16 protein-coding genes and 1 pseudogene are annotated in these 16,827 nt (G+C 71.6%); 9 read left to right on the top strand and 8 right to left on the bottom strand.

Annotation, left to right across the window (positions count from 1 at the left end):
- Positions 1 to 116 precede the first annotated feature (116 nt).
- A pseudogene (locus ACFXOA_RS23360) lies at positions 117 to 443 on the top strand (IS21 family transposase); the annotation flags it as partial.
- On the opposite strand, the gene ACFXOA_RS23355 reads toward ACFXOA_RS23360, so the two are convergent.
- Positions 423 to 722, bottom strand: coding sequence for a hypothetical protein (locus tag ACFXOA_RS23355; RefSeq protein ID WP_385031801.1), 300 nt, complete (start codon positions 720 to 722; stop codon positions 423 to 425). The pseudogene ACFXOA_RS23360 and the gene ACFXOA_RS23355 sit on opposite strands and share 21 nt — an antisense overlap.
- Before the next feature lie 133 nt (positions 723 to 855).
- On the opposite strand from ACFXOA_RS23355, the gene istB reads away from it, so the two are divergent.
- From istB to ACFXOA_RS23335, 4 genes are all read left to right on the top strand, one after another.
- Complete coding sequence (gene istB, locus ACFXOA_RS23350; protein ID WP_385031819.1) at positions 856 to 1,647, top strand: IS21-like element helper ATPase IstB; 792 nt, start codon at positions 856 to 858, stop codon at positions 1,645 to 1,647.
- Between the two features lie 1,003 nt (positions 1,648 to 2,650).
- The gene (locus ACFXOA_RS23345) at positions 2,651 to 3,373 is read left to right on the top strand and encodes a glycoside hydrolase family 11 protein (RefSeq protein WP_385031816.1); all 723 of its coding nucleotides are present in this window, start codon (positions 2,651 to 2,653) and stop codon (positions 3,371 to 3,373) included.
- Between the two features lie 748 nt (positions 3,374 to 4,121).
- Positions 4,122 to 4,571, top strand: coding sequence for a hypothetical protein (locus ACFXOA_RS23340; RefSeq protein ID WP_385031798.1), 450 nt, complete (start codon positions 4,122 to 4,124; stop codon positions 4,569 to 4,571).
- Positions 4,568 to 5,200 carry a TIGR03086 family metal-binding protein gene (locus tag ACFXOA_RS23335; protein ID WP_385031795.1) on the top strand — a complete coding sequence of 211 codons (633 nt, stop codon included), beginning with the start codon at positions 4,568 to 4,570 and terminating at the stop codon, positions 5,198 to 5,200. The genes ACFXOA_RS23340 and ACFXOA_RS23335 overlap by 4 nt, the downstream gene beginning before the upstream one ends.
- A 308-nt stretch (positions 5,201 to 5,508) precedes the next feature.
- On the opposite strand, the gene ACFXOA_RS23330 is transcribed toward ACFXOA_RS23335, so the two are convergent.
- Positions 5,509 to 6,003 (bottom strand): DUF3237 domain-containing protein, encoded by a 495-nt coding sequence (locus ACFXOA_RS23330; RefSeq protein ID WP_385031792.1) that lies wholly within the window; start codon positions 6,001 to 6,003, stop codon positions 5,509 to 5,511.
- Positions 6,004 to 6,006: 3 nt separating this feature from the next.
- On the bottom strand, positions 6,007 to 6,468 hold the full coding sequence (locus ACFXOA_RS23325; protein ID WP_385031789.1) for an ester cyclase: 462 nt from the start codon (positions 6,466 to 6,468) through the stop codon (positions 6,007 to 6,009).
- 57 nt (positions 6,469 to 6,525) lie between these two features.
- On the opposite strand from ACFXOA_RS23325, the gene ACFXOA_RS23320 reads away from it, so the two are divergent.
- On the top strand, positions 6,526 to 7,143 hold the full coding sequence (locus ACFXOA_RS23320; protein ID WP_385031786.1) for a TetR/AcrR family transcriptional regulator: 618 nt from the start codon (positions 6,526 to 6,528) through the stop codon (positions 7,141 to 7,143).
- A 323-nt stretch (positions 7,144 to 7,466) separates the two neighbouring features.
- On the opposite strand, the gene ACFXOA_RS23315 is transcribed toward ACFXOA_RS23320, so the two are convergent.
- Both ACFXOA_RS23315 and ACFXOA_RS23310 read right to left on the bottom strand, forming a co-directional pair.
- Positions 7,467 to 8,501 carry a zinc-binding dehydrogenase gene (locus ACFXOA_RS23315; RefSeq protein WP_385031783.1) on the bottom strand — a complete coding sequence of 345 codons (1,035 nt, stop codon included), beginning with the start codon at positions 8,499 to 8,501 and terminating at the stop codon, positions 7,467 to 7,469.
- Between the two features lie 230 nt (positions 8,502 to 8,731).
- Positions 8,732 to 9,616: an aldo/keto reductase gene (locus ACFXOA_RS23310; protein ID WP_385031780.1), complete on the bottom strand. Its 885-nt coding sequence runs from the start codon at positions 9,614 to 9,616 to the stop codon at positions 8,732 to 8,734.
- Positions 9,617 to 9,961: 345 nt separating this feature from the next.
- On the opposite strand from ACFXOA_RS23310, the gene ACFXOA_RS23305 reads away from it, so the two are divergent.
- Together ACFXOA_RS23305 and ACFXOA_RS23300 are read left to right on the top strand one after the other, a co-directional pair.
- Positions 9,962 to 10,849 carry a helix-turn-helix transcriptional regulator gene (locus ACFXOA_RS23305; RefSeq protein ID WP_385031777.1) on the top strand — a complete coding sequence of 296 codons (888 nt, stop codon included), beginning with the start codon at positions 9,962 to 9,964 and terminating at the stop codon, positions 10,847 to 10,849.
- A 59-nt stretch (positions 10,850 to 10,908) separates the two neighbouring features.
- Positions 10,909 to 11,928 (top strand): aldo/keto reductase, encoded by a 1,020-nt coding sequence (locus ACFXOA_RS23300; RefSeq protein WP_385031774.1) that lies wholly within the window; start codon positions 10,909 to 10,911, stop codon positions 11,926 to 11,928.
- A gap of 127 nt (positions 11,929 to 12,055) precedes the next feature.
- Here ACFXOA_RS23300 and ACFXOA_RS23295 read toward each other — a convergent pair whose 3' ends face one another.
- Positions 12,056 to 13,216 carry an alpha-hydroxy-acid oxidizing protein gene (locus ACFXOA_RS23295; protein WP_385031771.1) on the bottom strand — a complete coding sequence of 387 codons (1,161 nt, stop codon included), beginning with the start codon at positions 13,214 to 13,216 and terminating at the stop codon, positions 12,056 to 12,058.
- 308 nt (positions 13,217 to 13,524) lie between these two features.
- Positions 13,525 to 14,031, bottom strand: coding sequence for a nitroreductase/quinone reductase family protein (locus ACFXOA_RS23290; RefSeq protein WP_385031768.1), 507 nt, complete (start codon positions 14,029 to 14,031; stop codon positions 13,525 to 13,527).
- A gap of 349 nt (positions 14,032 to 14,380) precedes the next feature.
- Between ACFXOA_RS23290 and ACFXOA_RS23285 the strand changes: the two genes are divergently transcribed.
- A complete protein-coding gene (locus ACFXOA_RS23285; RefSeq protein ID WP_385031765.1) occupies positions 14,381 to 14,911 on the top strand; it encodes a MarR family winged helix-turn-helix transcriptional regulator in 531 nt (176 codons plus the stop codon).
- Between the two features lie 52 nt (positions 14,912 to 14,963).
- On the opposite strand, the gene ACFXOA_RS23280 is transcribed toward ACFXOA_RS23285, so the two are convergent.
- Positions 14,964 to 16,682, bottom strand: coding sequence for a chloride channel protein (locus ACFXOA_RS23280; RefSeq protein WP_385031813.1), 1,719 nt, complete (start codon positions 16,680 to 16,682; stop codon positions 14,964 to 14,966).
- Positions 16,683 to 16,827: the final 145 nt, after the last annotated feature.

Here is a 16,827-nt window from a genome sequence, read left to right as displayed (position 1 = left end):
AGTTCAACAGAGCACAGTCACAGGCTGCCCACCATGCGGACCGGCCGACCGTGCCACCGAGATGATCTTCGCCTACGAAAATCTTGCCAGAGCCAGGAAAGTCCGTACGCCGACACACGCCGAAGCCGACGAACCCGGCCGAGGCCCAGTTCCTGGCGATCGGACCCGGGGCGGCGGCCTGGCTGGTCGAGGCCGCGGCGACCGGTGTCCGCCGGATCAGGGCGAAGATGACCGACGCGGTCGCGCTCGCCAAGCTCTACGGCACCGCCGACGTCGACCGCGCGCTCGGCACAGCCGCGACGGTCGGACGGTTTGCCGAGGGCGACCTGCTGTCGATCCTGGACCACCAGGGTGAGCACGACCACTCCGAGCCGATCCGCCGCAGCGAGACCCACAGCCTGCAGCCGGGTACCTCCGCCTGGTCAGGCTTCGGCTCGACCTGAGCCCTCAGGTTCCTCGTCGACCAGGCCGCAGGAGAACGGGAATGCCTCCAAGAACTCCCGCCGCCCCGAGTCCTGCTCGGTCTCGGCCAGGTCTGCGAGGACGCTCAGGAACCGGTCGCGCTGGTCCTGCGGCAGCCGCCCCAGCACCCAGGCGACGCTCTCCATCATCTTCACCGCGGAGTCGGGGTCGACCTCGTCGTCCTCGCAGCTGTCGAGGAACCAGACGACATCGACGACGAGTCCGGCGAGGACAGGCACCAGGGGGTCCGTGTCAGTCATCCGGGCAACCTATCCGACCCCCCATGACAGCACCACCATCACCTGGCCGACGGGCATCCCGCACCGGCCCCGACCTGGAAAGAGCACTTTCATGAACGACAACCCTGCCCAACCCGCCGCGACGCTGCCCCGCATGCAAGCACCCGCTTCGACGGTCGCCGCTACGTCCGGCGCCGCGTTCGACGAGGCGATCGCGCTGACCCGGCGACTGAAGCTGCCGCACATCCGCCGGGCGATGACGGAGATCATCCCCACCGCGAAGGCCCAACGCTGGGATCCCGCCGAGACCGTCCGGGCCCTGCTGGCGGAAGAGGCCGCCGGCCGCGACGCGGCCAACCTCCGCACCCGCCGCACTCGCGCTGCCTTCCCGACCGGCAAGACTTTCCACATCTGGAACGAGGAGGCGTCCTCGATCCCGGTCCCGACACAGTCCGCGCTGCGGACCCTGGAATGGGTCGGCCGGCGCGAGAATCTCTGCGTCGTCGGCCCCTCGGGGACGGGGAAGTCGCACTTCAGCGAGGCACTCGGCCAGTTGGCCGTCGACGCCGGGATGACGGTCGCCTGGTTCACCATCGAGGATCTCGGAGCTCTGATCCGCCGTCACCGCGTCGACGACTCCGTCTCGAAGGCCATAAGTCGGATCACCCGGACCGACTTGATCATCGTTGACGACATCGGGCTCCTGCCCGTCTCGCCGGACGCAGCCGAGGGCTTCTACCGTCTGGTCGATGCTGCTTACGAACGGCGGAGTCTGGCCGTCAGCAGCAATCTTCATCCGTCGGGATTCGACGAGATCATGCCCAAGACCCTCGCCACCGCGACCGTCGACCGGCTCCTGCATCACGCCCACGTCGTCGTCACGCAGGGCGACAGCCACCGCCTTTCCGAGGCCACTACCGGCCGAGGCATCGTCCCCCTCGGCTGACCCACAAGCGGGGAGATCGACTGCCCACCGGGGACTTTCAGCGTCCACCAGTGGGGAGATCAACTGTCCGCGAGCGGGGAATTCCTACTGTCCCTTGACACCCTCGCTCGAACGCCCGAACAGGTGCAATGCACTGCCGAGATGCTGAAGGGCCGTCAGGGGCAACTCCGATCAATGGATCGACAGGATCCGGGACGGATGAACTCTTGCGCGGCACGGCTACGGCGACGCCACTCGGTCAGGGTCCTGCATTCGTCGACGGCGGACCCGCCACGCACAGGGGGTAGTCGTTCGGCCGAGCCCACCTCGACCTGCTCCGCAAGTGAGTGCCGCCTACGACTCGAGGCTGTGGTGACCTTTCGCCGCTGGGCATGGGCCCGACCGCTGTGTCTCCGGGTGCCGTTGGCGGCGCCGTTCCCGACTGCGTCGAGGCGGAGGCCGGACCGGGCCGTGCGACGGCCGGGACTCCTCCCGCTTCCAGGTGGATCCTGTGGATGTGTTCCGGCCACGACGGGCGAGATGATCTGTCTGCACACGGGGACGCCGAGTGGAGCACCCGTCGGCACCCGCTCCCTGTGCGGCGGGTGGCTGACGATGGCATCGGCGGTGTGCCGGTGCCGACGCGCCGCTCGTGTATCGAAAGTTTCGAAGACTGTGAGCGGGTAGGTGCTCCACGCTTCAGTGTTCGCGCGAAGCGACCGGTGGGAGAACTCGCGAGAACTGCACTGAGCAGCGGAAACGTTCCGGATCCGTGCGCTTCCCGGGTGGGTGATGTTTCCGAAAGTCTGTCGAAACTGTTGACAGGGTCATGGCGCTCTACGAAAACTGTGGCAACCGCACGGCAGGAGATCGCCGTTCCCCTCGCGTGATGTGCCGGCGACGGCGATCGGCTGTAGCGGTCCGACGACGGGCGACCCCCGCCGTTTCCATGCAAGGCCGCGGGCGGCACAAGCTGCCCGGCCCCCACCGGCGTTCATCGGGAGGACGCATGCATCAGGACGGTATGCAGCACGACGGCGCGCAGTACGACCGGATTCGGCGGAACCCGGTTCCCCCTGGCCTCAGCCGACGCGGCTTCCTCGGCGGCGCGGGTGCCGTCGGCCTCGCCGCGGCGTCCGGGCTGCTGTTGCCCGGGACCGCCCACGCCGCCACCACCATCACCAGCAACCAGACCGGTACCGACGGCATGTACTACTCGTTCTGGACCGACGGCGGCGGTTCCGTCTCCATGACGCTCAACGGGGGCGGCAGCTACAGCACCCAGTGGTCCAACTGCGGCAACTTCGTCGCGGGCAAGGGGTGGAGCACCGGCGGACGCAGGACGGTCCGCTACAACGGCTACTTCAACCCGTCGGGCAACGGCTACGGGTGCCTCTACGGCTGGACCTCCAACCCGCTGGTGGAGTACTACATCGTCGACAACTGGGGCAGCTACCGGCCCACCGGTACCCACAGGGGGACCGTCTCCAGCGACGGCGGCACGTACGACATCTACCAGACGACCCGGACCAACGCCCCCTCGGTGGAAGGCACCAAGACCTTCCAGCAGTACTGGAGCGTCCGGCAGTCGAAGGTGACCAGCGGCTCCGGCACCATCACCACCGGCAACCACTTCGACGCCTGGTCGCGCGTGGGCATGAACATGGGCCAGTTCAAGTACTACATGATCATGGCTACCGAGGGCTATCAGAGCAGTGGTAGCTCGAACATCACGGTCAGCGGCTGACGTTCGTACGACGTGTGGCCGGCTGTGGACTCCGTCCTCGTGGCGGAGTCCACAGCCGTGGTAGCCGTGGCCGACGTGTCCGGCGCAACGGATGCGGGGCAGGGCGCTCGGTCCGAGCCTCGGGCGCCGTCGACGACCGCGCCCGGTCGCGGTGTTCCGGCGGCAGGATCCTCGGTGGAGGGCCCGTCCGCCCGCGCCTCCTGGGCGGGGGATCGCGCGCCCGCGCGGATTCCGCGCCGCGTTCCGCGCAGTGGTCCAGGCCGCGTTCCGCATCGGGTCCCGGCTCCGTCGCCGAGAGCTCCGCGACCGTGCGGGCGTATGCCCGGGCCGTCCGGTCGCCGAGTTCGGGCAGCGGGATCCCCGTGTCCCGCGCGTACGCCTCGCGGGAGACGGCGTATCCCATCTGCGCCGCCGTGGTCATCACGTGCGCGAGCGCCGCGTCGGCGCCCTCGGGGGACGCCCCGCCGGCCAGGTCGCGTTCAGGCTCCGACGGGTCCGCTCGAAACGCGGCAGCGGGCTGAAGGCGTCGTCGCCGTCCAGAGCGAGCGGGGTCCTGAGACGTACGAGTTCGGGGTCCTGGGGCCGGGTGGCGGAACGTTGCCTCCCGGCGCTCACCGAACGGTAGGTCCCAGTGGTCGTCCCCCGGCCCCGGTGCCACGACCCTGGAAGTCTCGTCCGGGCCCGATTGCCCTCACCGCGCGCACGAAAGTAATAGCACGACCGGTCGTTTAGTTTTATGCTCTTCGCCATGACAACTCGCCCCGTCAGATCCCGGCTGCTGCGCACCCGCTGGCGCTCCGGCCCCGTACCGCTGGCCCTGTGCCCCGTCGTTGTGAGCGTGACCGACTTCACCACGACGAGCCATCCGCAGGCGGGCGTGATCGCTCTCGCGGGTCTGCGTCTTCGCCGCACCTGGTCCCGGACGCCGGGTGCGCTCGGCATGTGGCTGTGGGCCGAGGTGGCGGGCAGGCGCTCCGGCTCGGTGAGCGTGTGGCGCGATGCGGCCGCGCTCGACGAGTTCGTGGGACGCCCCGACCACATCGCCGTCGTCCGGGCCCACCGGGGGCGCGGCACGATGCGGGCCGCCGTCTGGGAGGCCGAGGACTTCGATCCGGACGCCGTGTGGGGCAGGGCCCGAGCCCTGCTCGCCGGTACGACCCCCTGGCCGCAGGGCCCCGTACGCCTGGAGGACGCGTGACGAACTTCGTGGAGCTGGACCGCCTTACCGCGCTGGAGACGTTACGTCTCGTGCGAGGCGCGGCCGTCGCCGCAGCCGGCGACGCTGACGGGAAGGGGATCTGGGATCGGCCGACACCGTGCGCCGGCTGGAACCTGCTCGATCTCCTCGGTCACATGACCGCGCAGAACCACGGCTTCGCGGCGGCGGCGCGGGGAGAGGGCGGGCTGCCCGCACGGTGGCGGGTGCCGGACATCACCGCCGATCCGGTGCGCGCCTACGCGGAGTCCGTGGCGGCGACCGTGGTGCCGTTCGCCGAAGCGGGCGGTGGTGACCGGGAGTTCGTGCTGCCCGAACTGGGGCTCGCCCTCCCGGGCCGAGTGGCCGTTTCGTTCCACTTCCTCGACCTCGCGGTGCACGCCTGGGACCTCGCGCGCACCCTGGCCGTGGAGGTTCAACTCCCGAGCACCGTCTGGGAGTCGGCTCTGCAGGTGGCGCGCCGGGTGCCGACCGGCGAGCAGACGCGTGGGCGCGACGGCTTCTTCGCCCCGGTCCGGCCGACGCCCGGACGGGCGACACCGCTGACGGAGACCTTGGCCCTTCTCGGCCGGAGTCCCGACTGGTCGCCCGAACCGTCGGGCACCCGATGAAATCCGTCGGTCCGCCGCTCGGTTGAGACCGCGAGCGTCGGGGGACAGGGGAGTGGCTCCGGGGAGTTCGGGGCAGGACCGGCCCATGCTGCCTTCGGGGAGGTGGCCGCGGAGGGACGGGTGATCCGCTCGTCGAGCTCCCCCCGGCGGCAGGGCTTCGGCCTCGGGGAACCGGGTGTCGGCGTGTCGGCGACGGTGCTCCGGTCGGGTGCCGCTGCGGGTGGAGGTGCCATACGTCCATGCCTCGCCCGCAGGTGACGGGCTCTCGGCTCCGCCCCGGCGCCGGCGTCAGGGGCGGAGCCCGGCGCTCACATGACCTGCGAGATGCTGTAGGCGATGCCGCCGTCGACCAGGTATCCAGAGCCGACGCAGACGATGTCGTTCAGCCAGGCGTAGCGCTCGGAGCCCGTCTCGAAGAGCGGGTTGGTGCGGAAGTAGTAGTGCGCCGGGCCGATCCGGTGCCGCTTCACGGGGTCGGTCATGTCCGCCTTGAGCTCAGGCGGGATGACCCAGCGCCCGCCGTATGTCATGTACAGCAGCTCGCCGTCGTCGGTGCGCAGGGTGAGCCGGACGTCCAGCGCCATGACGCCGTCCGGGCGGAACAGTGCCCAGTCGCCTCCTCCCGGCACCACCGTTCCCCGCAGGCGCGGCCCGTCGAACGTCCCTCCTGCGGCACCGAACAGGACGCGGCGTCCCAGCGGTCCGGCGCCGAAGTCGAGGCGCGGGTCCAGGTCGGCGACCATGTCGAAGAGATGGGTCATCCGGATCTCGTCGACGGCCTTCGTGCGGAGGTCTGCCGCCATCGCTCATCGCCTCGCTCGTGCGAGGCCGCCGAACAGTGTCCGCCGGACCGCGTCCGTGGAGACGTCCGACTGGGCGCAGAGTTCGGACAGGTCGAAGCTGAAGCGTTCGCCCGCGATCAGGTCGTCCTTGAACGAGAACTGGATGAACACCGGCAGTTCGGCGCGTCGGCCGCCGGGTGTCACGCCGAACCGGTCGCCGGTCATCGTCATCTTCACCGTCCCCCAGCAGATCAGGGTGTCGTCGCCGGCCGCGTGGCCGTCGAGGGTGACGGCGTAGTCGGGAAAGGAGGCGAAGAACCGGGTCAGCGCCCGCTCGTTCGCGGCCGGTCCACGGGCTGTGGTCCCGAAGGGCGGGGCCTCCAGCGTCATGTCCGGGTGGCAGAGACTCATGGCCGCGGGCACGTCCTGACGACTCTTTGCGGCCGCCAGCGCTTGCGCCAGCTCCAGCATGCGGTGGGCATCCATGACATAAACGTACGACCGTACGTATGGTTTCGCAACGGGGTCTGGCAGGATGCGGGCATGAGTTCAGCGGAACAGGGGACTTCGGACCGGCGGCTGCTGCGTGGGGCCCGGTCACGGCGAGCCATCCTTCGCCATGCTGTCGACGTCGCGTCGCTGGAGGGTCTGGACGGGCTCAGCCTCGGCAGGCTCGCCGGCGACCTGAAGATCAGCAAGAGCGGCGTGCAGACCCTCTTCGGAACGAAGGAGAACCTTCAGGTCGCCACGGCCGAGTGCGCGCGCGGCGTGTTCGCCGACGCCGTGGTGCGCCCCGCGCTCTCCGCCCCCGAGGGAGCGGCACGCCTGCGCGCTCTGGTCGAGTCCTGGCTCGCGTACGCGACGACCCCCCTGTTCCCGGGAGGGTGCTTCTGGGCGGCGAACCAGGCAGCTTTCGACGGCCGCCCGGGACGAGTCCATGACGCCCTGTTCGACGGGCAGCGCAGCTGGCGCGGGCTCCTGGCCGATGAGTTGCGGCACGCCGTCGAGGCAGCGGAGATCGCCGAACTCGACGTCGATCTGGCGGCCTTCCAGCTCGACGCGGTCCTGCTCGCCGCGAACACCGCGCTGCGCTGCGGAGACGAGGACGCCGCGGCCAAGGCCCGCCGTGTGGCCGAGGGACTCCTCGAACCGCCGCGCTGAGGCCCGTCGACGGGAAGCCGGCGGGGCCGCGACCCGGCCGGGCTCAGGGAGCGGCGCTCCCCCGTGGAAGTGCGGCCCCGGTGGAGACCTGCGCTCCCGCGTGCCTCAAGGCCGACGACGCGTCCGGCGTCACGCGCGACCCCTGGAACCCCGGGCGGTTGGGGCGGAGGTGCCGCGGCGGCGTCGCGGCCGGACTCGTGCCCTCGGGGCGGCGGGGGCGGATGGGGACGCAGAGGGGCCGCCCGCATCCCCGCGACGCTGCGCGGACTGCCCGGTCCCGAGCCGGGCCGGGGGCGACGGATTCCGCAGGCTGTCATGAGCGACTACGGGCGCACCAGCGTCTTCAGGGCCTCGCGGTCGTTCATGGCCCGGTAGCCGTCGGCGATGTCCTCCAGTGAGACGGTGCGGTCGAAGACGCGGCCGGGCCGGATCGAGCCGTCGAGGACGTGGGGCATCAGTTCCTCGATGTACGCGCGTGCCGGGGCGACACCGCCGGTGAGGGTGATGTTGCGCATGAAATCACCGAAGCCGAAGGGCACATCGGTGAACTGCGGCGCGCCCACCCGGCTGACGGTCCCGCCGTCGCGGACCACGCCGAAGCCCTGCACGAGCGCGTCCTTCAGCCCCACGCATTCCAGGACCTTGCGGGTGCCCTGGCCACCGGTCAGCTCCCGGATCCGGGCGACGCCCTCGTCGCCGCGTTCGGCGACGACGTCGGTGGCGCCGAACTCCCGGCCGAGGTCGGTACGGGACCGGTGGCGGCCCATGAGGACGATCTGCTCGGCGCCGAGAAGCCTGGCGGAGATCACGGCGGACAGGCCGACCGCGCCGTCCCCGATGACCGTGACGCTGTCACCGCGGCCGACGCCGGCGGTGCGAGCCGCGTGGTAGCCGGTGCACAGGACGTCGGAGAGAGTGAGCAGGTCCGGCAGCAGGGCGGAGTCCTCCGCGACGGGCAGCCTCACCAGCGTGCCGTCGGCGAACGGGACGCGGGCTGCCTGGCCCTGTCCGCCGTCCACGCCGTCGACACCCCACTGCCCGCCGTGCGGGCAGGACGTCTGCAGCCCCTCGCGGCAGTAGGCACAGGTGTTGTCGGCCCAGACGAACGGGGCGACGACCACGTCCCCGGCCTTCAGGGTGCGCACGTCCGTGCCGGTCTCCTCGACGACGCCGAGGAACTCGTGCCCCATGTGGCGGGGCGTGTCGGTGTGCTCCAGCGACTTGTAGGGCCACAGGTCGCTGCCGCACACACAGGACAGCAGGATCCGCACCACCGCGTCGGTGGGCTGCTGGATCTTCGGGTCGGCGACGTCCTCGACGCGGACGTCGTGGGCGGCGTACATCAGGGTGGCTCGCACGGGTGGTGCTCCTCGGAGACGTCGGGCGGGGGTGCGGGGGGTTGGTCCAGGGGGTTCGAGGCGAAGGGCGGAGGCGCGGGCCCGCTCGGTCGGTACGCGTTCGACGGTGCCGGTGCACCGCCGTGCTCCTCCCGGTGGGCGGCGTCCACTCCGGCGTACTCGCCGGGGTAGTCCGCGCCGCGCAGGGTGACGCCGGCGCGGACCCCGCCGGCGTCACCCGGCCCTGTACGTCAGGCCTCGGGGATGGCACGGCCGAAGTCGGCGAGGGTGACGGCCTCGGGCTCGGGGCCGCCGCGGCGGCCGGTCTCCAGGGCGTCCAGGGCCTTCAGCTCCTCGGCGCCGAGGTCGAAGTCGAAGACGTCGATGTTCTCGGCGATGCGGTGCCGCTTGGTCGACTTGGGGATGACCGAACGGCCTTGCTGGAGCCCCCAGCGCAGGAGTACCTGGGCCGGGCTCTTGCCGTGCGCCTCGGCGATCCGGGTGACGGCCTCGTCCTCCAGGACGCTCCTGCGGTGCTCGCCGTAGCCCGGGTAGAAGGTGATGCCGCCGATCGGCGACCACGCCTGGTCGAGGATTCCGTGGCGGTCGTCGAAGCCGAGGACGTCGCGCTGCTGGAAGTACGGGTGGATCTCCAGCTGGTTGACGGCGGGGACGACCGTGGTGGCGTCGAGCAGGGCGGTCAGGTGGTCGACCATGAAGTTGCTGACGCCGATGGCGCGGACCTTGCCGTCGGCCAGGAGCTTCTCCAGGGCCCGGTAGGCGGCGAGCGTCCTGTCGAAGTCGGACGGAAGGGCCTGGTGCAGGATGAGCAGGTCGATCCGGTCCACCCCGAGTTTGGCGGCGCTCTTCTCGAAGCCGTGCAGGGTCTCGTCGTAGCCGTAGTCGCTGATCCAGATCTTGGTCTCGACGAAGACCTCCTCACGCGGCACGCCCGAGTCGCGGAGCGCCTGGCCGACCTCGCGTTCGTTGCCGTAGGCGGCGGCCGTGTCGATGTGCCGGTAGCCGAGTTCGAGGGCGGCGGTGACGGCGGCGCGGGTCTCGTCGGGCGGGGTCTGGAAGACACCGAGTCCGAGAGCGGGCATCTCGACGCCGTTGTTGAGGGTGAGGGTCTGCATCACAGGGGCCTTTCCTTGTGCGGAGCCTTACGGGTTGCACGGGTTGCACGGGTTGCACGGGGCCCGGGGCGGCCGGGTGGCGGGTCCGGTCCCGGCCGCGCCCGGGTCTCGTCCGTCTCCGGCCCCTCCCAGGTAACGCCACACCGGCGGGGTGGTGGGAGTCACCGCTCTTCCAGGTACCAGCAGTACCTCGCAGGTCCACCCGGGCAGACCTACCGTGGAGGGGTCGGCACGGCCGTGGACGGATCGAGAGGAGGCCGCCGTGAAGGGGCTCCAGATGTCAGGAACAGCCCGGTGGCCCGGGCGTACGGGCGGCCCAGCCCTGCTCCGGATACGGCCGGCGGCATGAGGAAGGACGTGGCGGCCGAGGCGCGCGAGTTCCTGAGCACCCGGCGTGCCCGGCTCACCCCGCAGGAGGCCGGGCTGCCGGTCCACGGCGGCAGGCAGCGCCGAGTGGCGGGGCTGCGCCGGGAGGAGGTGGCCCTCCTGGCCGGCATGAGCGTCGACTACTACATCCGTCTCGAGCGCGGCAATCTCTCCGGCGCCTCGGACTCGGTGCTCGAAGCGCTCGCGCACGCCCTGCAACTCGACGAGGCCGAGCGCACCCACCTGTACGACCTGGCCCGCGCGGCGACACCGTCCGGACGGCGGCCCGCGTCCGCCTCGTCACGGGTGCGGCCGACGATCATGCGGCTCCTGGACTCCATGACCGACGTGCCCGCCTACGTGCGCAACGCCCGCTTCGATATCCTGGCCGCCAACACCCTGGGCAGGGCCCTGTACGCACCGGTGTACGACTCACCGCTGTTCGCTCAGCGCGGGCCGGTCAACAGCGCCCGCTTCATGTTCCTGGACCCGGCGAGCAAGGAGTTCTGGGCGGACTGGGACAGAGGGGCGAACGACGCCGTCGCCTTCCTGCGCACCGAGTCGGGCCGCTCGCCGCACGACAAGGCCCTGACCGATCTGATCGGCGAGCTGATCACACGCAGTGACGACTTCACCCGCCGCTGGGCCCGCCACGACGTCAAGTTCCACCGTTCCGGCGTCAAGAACCTCCATCACCCACTCGTCGGCGATCTCGCGCTTCCCTACGAGGCCATGGACCTGCCGGCCGATCCCGGCCTGCGCCTGAACTTCTACACCCCTGAACCGGACTCGCCGGAGTGGGAGGCACTGCGCCTCCTGGCGAGCTGGGAGGGTGCCGGGGCCGGGGCCCGCACGGCGGACGACTGACCACCTCACAGCACGGCATTCCGAGCTCACAGCACAGCATCCCGAGGGAGAACAGCTTCATGCAGTACCGACCGCTCGGCCGCACCGGCGTACAGGTCAGCCCCCTGGCCCTGGGCGCGATGATGTTCGGCCCCTGGGGCAACGAGGACGAGGCGGACTCGGTCCGCATCATCCACCGCGCCCTGGACGCCGGCGTCAACTTCGTCGACACCGCCGACGTGTACTCCGCCGGTGTCTCGGAGGAGATCGTCGGCAAGGCGCTCCGGGGGCGCCGCGACGACGTCTTCCTGGCGACGAAGTTCTTCATGCCGATGGACCAGGACGACCCCAACCGGCGTGGCGGTTCACGCCGCTGGATCATGCGGGCCGTCGAGGACTCCCTCCGACGCCTGGACACCGACCACATCGACCTCTACCAGGTCCACCGCCCGAGCCCCGACACGGACGTGTCCGAGACCCTCGGCGCGCTCACCGACCTCGTGCGTCAGGGCAAGGTGCGCTACATCGGCTCCTCCTCGTACTCCGGCTCGCAGATCGCCGAGGCCCAGTGGACATCCCGGGACCGGAATCTGGAACGGTTCGTGACCGAGCAGCCGCCGTACTCGATCCTCGTGCGCGGCATCGAGGAGGACGTCCTGCCCACCGTGCGGCGCCACGGCATGGGCACCCTCACCTACAGCCCGCTCTCCGGCGGCTGGCTGTCGGGCCGGTACCGCAAGGACGCCACCGGGGGCCCGGCCTCCGCTGCCCGGCCTCAGGCCCGGTTCGACATGAACACCCCGGCCAACCTGCGCAAGCTCGACGCGGTCGAACAGCTCGCCGTACTGGCCGAGAAGGCCGGACTCTCCCTGATCGAGCTGGCCGTAGCGTTCGTGATCAACCACCCCGGTGTCACCTCCGCGATCATCGGGCCGCGCACCATGGAGCAGCTGGAGGCGTTCCTGCCCGCCGCGGACGTCACGCTGTCCGCCGATGTGCTCGACGCCGTCGACGAGATCGTCGCCCCCGGGGTCACGGTCAACCCGGTCGACAACAGCTACGGCGACTTCGAACTGCGGGCGGACCAGCGACGCCGCTGACTCGGCCGGCTCACCGTGGACGCGCCCGCGCCCACGGTGAGCCGGCCGGGGTGCCGCGACCCGCGGCCCCCCGGACGCGTCCGTCACCCCGTCCGCCCGCCGGACGCACCGGGAAACCCTCCCCAGGTCACATCCCGGGCCGTGTGACGAGCGACCGCGGGGTGAGGTCGGCGAGGCCCGGGTAGCCGTCGACGGCCATGATGAGGTCCGTCTCGGCGAGCAGCGAGCGGAGGACGTGTACGAGGCCGTCCTCGCCGCCGAGCGCGAGCCCGTAGACGTAGGGGCGCCCCACACCCACCGCGGTCGCGCCGAGGGCGAGAGCCTTGACGATGTCCGCGCCGGAGCGGATCCCGGAGTCGAAGAGCACCGGCAGTCCGTCCGCGGCCTCGACGACGCCGGGCAGCGCCTCCAGGGAGGTGAGTCCGCCGTTGGCCTGGCGGCCGCCGTGGGTCGAGCAGTAGACGCCGTCCACGCCTCCGTCCTTGGCCCGGCGTACGTCCTCCGGGTGGCAGATGCCCTTGAGGATCAGCGGCAGGTCCGTCAGGGAGCGCAGCCAGGGCAGGTCGTCCCAGGTGAGCGGGTTGCCGAAGACCCCGGCGAAGGTGCTGACGACGTCCTTGGTACCGGTGGACACCAGGGTCTCGAAGCGCGGGTCGGAGGTGTAGTTCGCCAGGCAGTGGCCGCGCAGCTGCGGGAAGTTGGACGTCGACAGGTCGCGCGGGCGCCAGCCCGTCACCCAGGTGTCCAGGGTGACGACGACGCCCTTGAAGCCGGCGGCCTCGGCCCGTGCGACGAGCGACGCGGCGAGGTCGCGGTCGGTCGGCGTGTACAGCTGGAAGAAGCCCGGCGTGCCCCCGAACTCGGCGGCGACGTCCTCCATGGGGTCCACGGACAGGGTGGAGGCCACCATCGGCACGCCGGTGCGTGCCGCGGCCCGCGCGGTGGCGAGATCCCCGTGGCCGTCCTGCGCGCACAGCCCGACCACGCCGACAGGAGCCATGAACAGCGGGGAGGGGAGACTCAGCCCGAACAGGTCCACGGAGAGGTCGCGCCGGGTCGCGCCGACCATCATGCGGGGCATCAGGCCGTACCGTTCGAAGACGCGGGCGTTCTCCCGCTGGGTGTGCTCGTCACCGGCGCCGCCGGCGACGTAGGACCACACCGATGGGCTGAGGGCGGCGCGGGCGCGTTCCTCCCATCCCGCGTAGTCCATCGGCAGCGAGGGTGTCACCCCGCGCAGACCGTCGAGGTAGATCTCCATCTGGTAGTCGCCGTACTGCGAGCTCATCCGCACCTCTCCTGCCGATCGCCGGCGCCGCCTCGTCGTCTCCGGCGGCGCCGGCCTGCCTCGTCGTCCACGCGGCACGATCGCACTCCCGTGCCGTGGTGCGCATCCCCCCGGCCGTGAGTTCCGTCCCGGGAGGCGGCCGGGCTCCGTCGTCACCGGCGGAACGCGGGACCGAACGGACGGACGCTCCGCGGCCCGTGGCGGCCGGCGGAAGCCGGGGCGGCCGCGCACCGGTCGCCATGTGGCGACCGGCCGCCACCGGCCCAGGTGTTCCGTCCACGGAGGCCGCGTCACGCGCCGTCCCGGATTCAGGGCAGTCGCCGGACGGGCTCCGCGACGAGCCGGACGAACGGGATCAGGCCGCCGATGAGCCGGTAGCCGTGGGTGCTGCCGTCGGCGTCGAAGCCCCCGAGGGCGCACAGGCGGCGGGCGGCACGGGGGTGCGCAGCCGCGTGGCGGGCCATGATCTCGCCGCCCTCGTCCGGCTCGGGGAAGTGCGCGGTGACGGCGATGTGGTGGTTGCCGGCCTGGATCGTGGTCTTGGGGGTCGCGCGGATGTCCCGGTACCAGGTCGCCTCGGGGCCGGAGGGGGAGGCGACGGTCCAGTGCCCCTCGTCCGGGTCGTGTTCGATGACGTCGAGTACCACCCGCCGGCCGGGTTCGTCCCCTCGGGCGCCCTCGTGCAGCAGGAGTACCCGCCTGCCGAAGAGAGGCCCGAGTCCCGCCCGGAACAGTGCCGGTGGGAGCCGGGTGAGGCACTGCCGGGAGCCGTGCGGTGGCTCGCGGCGGTTCCGGGCCGGATCTGCCGACATCATCGCGTCGCCTCCTCGGGCGCGCTGAGACTCGATCGAGTGACAGCTGTAGATGTTCATCAATTAGTCAGTGCAATGTTTGCACAGTCTAAAGAAGGGGTGGGTGGGCGCCTGCCTCGCCGCCCCGGCATCGCGGCCCCGGGAGTGGCCCTGCCCGTCGGCGCCCAGGAACCGACCGGTTGCCCCTCCGCGGCGTCTGCCCCGTCGCGGGCCGGAGGCGTCGCCGTGCGTCTCCCCGTCGGGGGCCGGCCCCTGCGGCGACGCCCCTCCCGCTCCGCCCTGTCGCGGGCCGCGTCCGGGTGCCGCCGCACGCGGCGGAGGAGCCGGACCGGCCACACGGTAGAAAGGTCCCATGCCGAGGAAGGTGGCTCCGGTGGAGCGCATGGACGATGTGGACGCGGTGACGCGCGCGGTACTGACGGCGTCGCGTGTGCTGGTCGCGGTGTCGGCGCGCTCGCTGGCCGAGGTCGAGGACCGGGTCACCCTGCCCCAGTTCCGGATGCTGGTCGTGCTCTCCACGCGTGGCGACATGAAGCTGGTTGCGCTGGCCGAGCTCCTCGGGGTGGCCCCGTCGACGGCGATGCGCATGGTCGACCGGCTGATCGCCGCCGGGCTCGCGGACCGGCAGACCAACCCGGGCAACCGCCGCGAGACGCTGCTGCGGCTCACCGACGAGGGCAGGCGCACCGTCGAGGACGTCACCGCGCGCCGCAGGGAGGAGATCGCGGCGATCGTCGAACGCCTTGCCCCCGGCCGGCGTACCGCTCTGATCGCGGCGCTCACCGACTTCAACGAGGCGGGTGGGGAGCCGTCGGCCACGCTGCTGGAGGACGACGCCGGACTCCACCCGCTGGGCTGGACCGATCCGTCGGCTCAGGGGTGAGCGGCCGGACCTCGCACCCCGTTCCCCTCCTCGGCCGGCGCACTTCGCCGCCTCAGGGCTGAGCGGCGGGTACGAGGCCGGGAGCGGGCGCCCGGCCCGAGGCCTGGATGGCGCGCAGGGCGCTCTGGTGGCTGAGCCAGCCGACCGGCCGGTCCCTGTCCGGGGTCAGGACGGGCAGCCCGGTGCCCGCGGATGCCACCAGCGCGTGGAGGGCGGTGGCCAGTTGCTCGTCGGAGGTGACACGGGGTGGCTGCTCGACGAGGTCGCCCGTCTCGGCGGGCGCCGCGTCCGGCTGCTCGGCCATGGCCTCTGCCACCGCCCGCGCGGTCACCACCCCCAGGTAGCCGCCGTCGGCACCGACGACCGGCAGGGCGCCGTGCCCGGACAGGCTGAGCAGCGCCGCGGCGTCGCCCAGGGACGCGGTGGCGTGCAGCGGGGACGGCAGGGGCTCCATCACGGAAGAGACCGGCTGGGTGCCGAGGGGTGCGCCGGGGGCCGGGCCGGTGAGGTCGATGCCGCGACGGCGCAGCTTCAGTGTGTAGACCGTGTCCCGCGCCAGCAGGCGGCTGGTGGCCGTGGCCAGCACGATCGCGAGCATGAGGGGCAGGATGATGGAGTACTCGCCGGTCAGCTCGAAGAGGATCACGACCGCGGTGATGGGTGCCCGGGCCGCGCCCGCGAAGACCGCGCCCATGCCGACCAGGGCGTACGCGCCGACCGCGCCGGCCGATCCGGGGAGCAGTTCGTGTGCGACGGCTCCGTACGCCGCGCCCAGCATGGCGCCGATGAACAGGCTGGGGGCGAAGACGCCGCCGGAGCCGCCGATCCCGATGGTCAGGCTCGTGGCGATCATCTTCCCGGCGAGAAGGATCAGCAGGAAGCCGATCGCGTACCGGCCCTCGGCCGCCTTCTCCAGGACCGGGTAACCCACGCCGTACATCTGCGGGAGCGCGAGCAGGACCAGGCCGAGAGCCAGGCCGCCGGCCGCCGGGCGAAGCCACTCCGGGCCGCGCCAGATCCAGTCGCAGGCGTCCTCGATCGCGTAGAGGACGCGTGAGAATCCCACGCCCACCGCGCCGGCCACCAGGCCGAGTGCGGCGAACAGGGCGTACTGGCTCAGGTGCTGCACGTGGAAGTCGGGCAGGCTCAGGAAGGCGACGTCGCCGAACGCGGCCCGTCCGATCACGCTCGCGGTGACGCTGGCCAGCACGGTCGCGCCGAACGCCTCCACGCTGAACGCCGACAGGATGAGCTCCATCGCGAAGAACACGCCGGCCAGAGGTGCGTTGAACGTGGCGGCGATGCCACCGGCCGCTCCGCACGCGACCAGCAGCTTCATCCGCTGCTCGGTCACCTTCGCGCTGCGGCCGAGCGTCGAGCCGAGCGCGGAACCGATCTGCACGATCGGCCCCTCGCGACCCACCGAGCCGCCCGAACCGATGGTGAGGGCCGAGGCGAGCGTCTTGACGACGGCCACCTCGGGGCTGATCCGGCCGCCGCGCTGGGCGACCGCCAGCATCACCTCCGGCACGCCGTGTCCGCGCGCCTCCTTGGCGAACCGGTTGACCAGGGGGCCGTAGAGAAGGCCCGCGACCACCGGTGCGACCAGTACGAAGAAGGGGCCGAGCCATGGCAGGTGGGGGTTGGCGTCGCCGGGGGAGGCCGCGTAGTCCGCATGGCCGGAGAACAGGCGGGTGAACGACTGGATGCACCAGCGGAACACGATGGAGCCGAGCCCCGCCCCCGCCCCGACGAGGATCGCCAGTGCCATCACGGGCCCCCGGTCGATCAGGTGCTCCCGTGCCGCGCGCCTGCTGTCGTGTGTGCCGCTCACTGCTTTCCCTTCCTCATTTTTGCATTATGCAAAATAAGTGCCGGGGAAGACAGTCGGGATGAACCGGGGCGAACCCGTCCGA

Origin of the sequence: Streptomyces sp. NPDC059166 (assembly GCF_042755185.1) — a bacterium.
Classification (GTDB): domain Bacteria; phylum Actinomycetota; class Actinomycetes; order Streptomycetales; family Streptomycetaceae; genus Streptomyces.
The sequence above is the reverse complement of the archived record's forward strand: the minus strand, read 5'-3'. Positions and strand labels throughout refer to the sequence as shown.

What these genes read in the sequence shown, in the direction of transcription:
- ACFXOA_RS23355 (WP_385031801.1), bottom strand. Translation starts at nt 722, where the DNA reads ATGACTGACACGGACCCCCTGGTGCCTGTCCTCGCCGGACTCGTCGTC.
- istB (WP_385031819.1), top strand. Translation starts at nt 856, where the DNA reads ATGCAAGCACCCGCTTCGACGGTCGCCGCTACGTCCGGCGCCGCGTTC.
- ACFXOA_RS23345 (WP_385031816.1), top strand. Translation starts at nt 2,651, where the DNA reads ATGCAGCACGACGGCGCGCAGTACGACCGGATTCGGCGGAACCCGGTT.
- ACFXOA_RS23340 (WP_385031798.1), top strand. Translation starts at nt 4,122, where the DNA reads ATGACAACTCGCCCCGTCAGATCCCGGCTGCTGCGCACCCGCTGGCGC.
- ACFXOA_RS23330 (WP_385031792.1), bottom strand. Translation starts at nt 6,003, where the DNA reads ATGGCGGCAGACCTCCGCACGAAGGCCGTCGACGAGATCCGGATGACC.
- ACFXOA_RS23325 (WP_385031789.1), bottom strand. Translation starts at nt 6,468, where the DNA reads ATGGATGCCCACCGCATGCTGGAGCTGGCGCAAGCGCTGGCGGCCGCA.
- ACFXOA_RS23320 (WP_385031786.1), top strand. Translation starts at nt 6,526, where the DNA reads ATGAGTTCAGCGGAACAGGGGACTTCGGACCGGCGGCTGCTGCGTGGG.
- ACFXOA_RS23310 (WP_385031780.1), bottom strand. Translation starts at nt 9,616, where the DNA reads ATGCAGACCCTCACCCTCAACAACGGCGTCGAGATGCCCGCTCTCGGA.
- ACFXOA_RS23305 (WP_385031777.1), top strand. Translation starts at nt 9,962, where the DNA reads ATGAGGAAGGACGTGGCGGCCGAGGCGCGCGAGTTCCTGAGCACCCGG.
- ACFXOA_RS23300 (WP_385031774.1), top strand. Translation starts at nt 10,909, where the DNA reads ATGCAGTACCGACCGCTCGGCCGCACCGGCGTACAGGTCAGCCCCCTG.
- ACFXOA_RS23295 (WP_385031771.1), bottom strand. Translation starts at nt 13,216, where the DNA reads ATGAGCTCGCAGTACGGCGACTACCAGATGGAGATCTACCTCGACGGT.
- ACFXOA_RS23290 (WP_385031768.1), bottom strand. Translation starts at nt 14,031, where the DNA reads ATGATGTCGGCAGATCCGGCCCGGAACCGCCGCGAGCCACCGCACGGC.
- ACFXOA_RS23285 (WP_385031765.1), top strand. Translation starts at nt 14,381, where the DNA reads ATGCCGAGGAAGGTGGCTCCGGTGGAGCGCATGGACGATGTGGACGCG.
- ACFXOA_RS23280 (WP_385031813.1), bottom strand. Translation starts at nt 16,682, where the DNA reads ATGGCACTGGCGATCCTCGTCGGGGCGGGGGCGGGGCTCGGCTCCATC.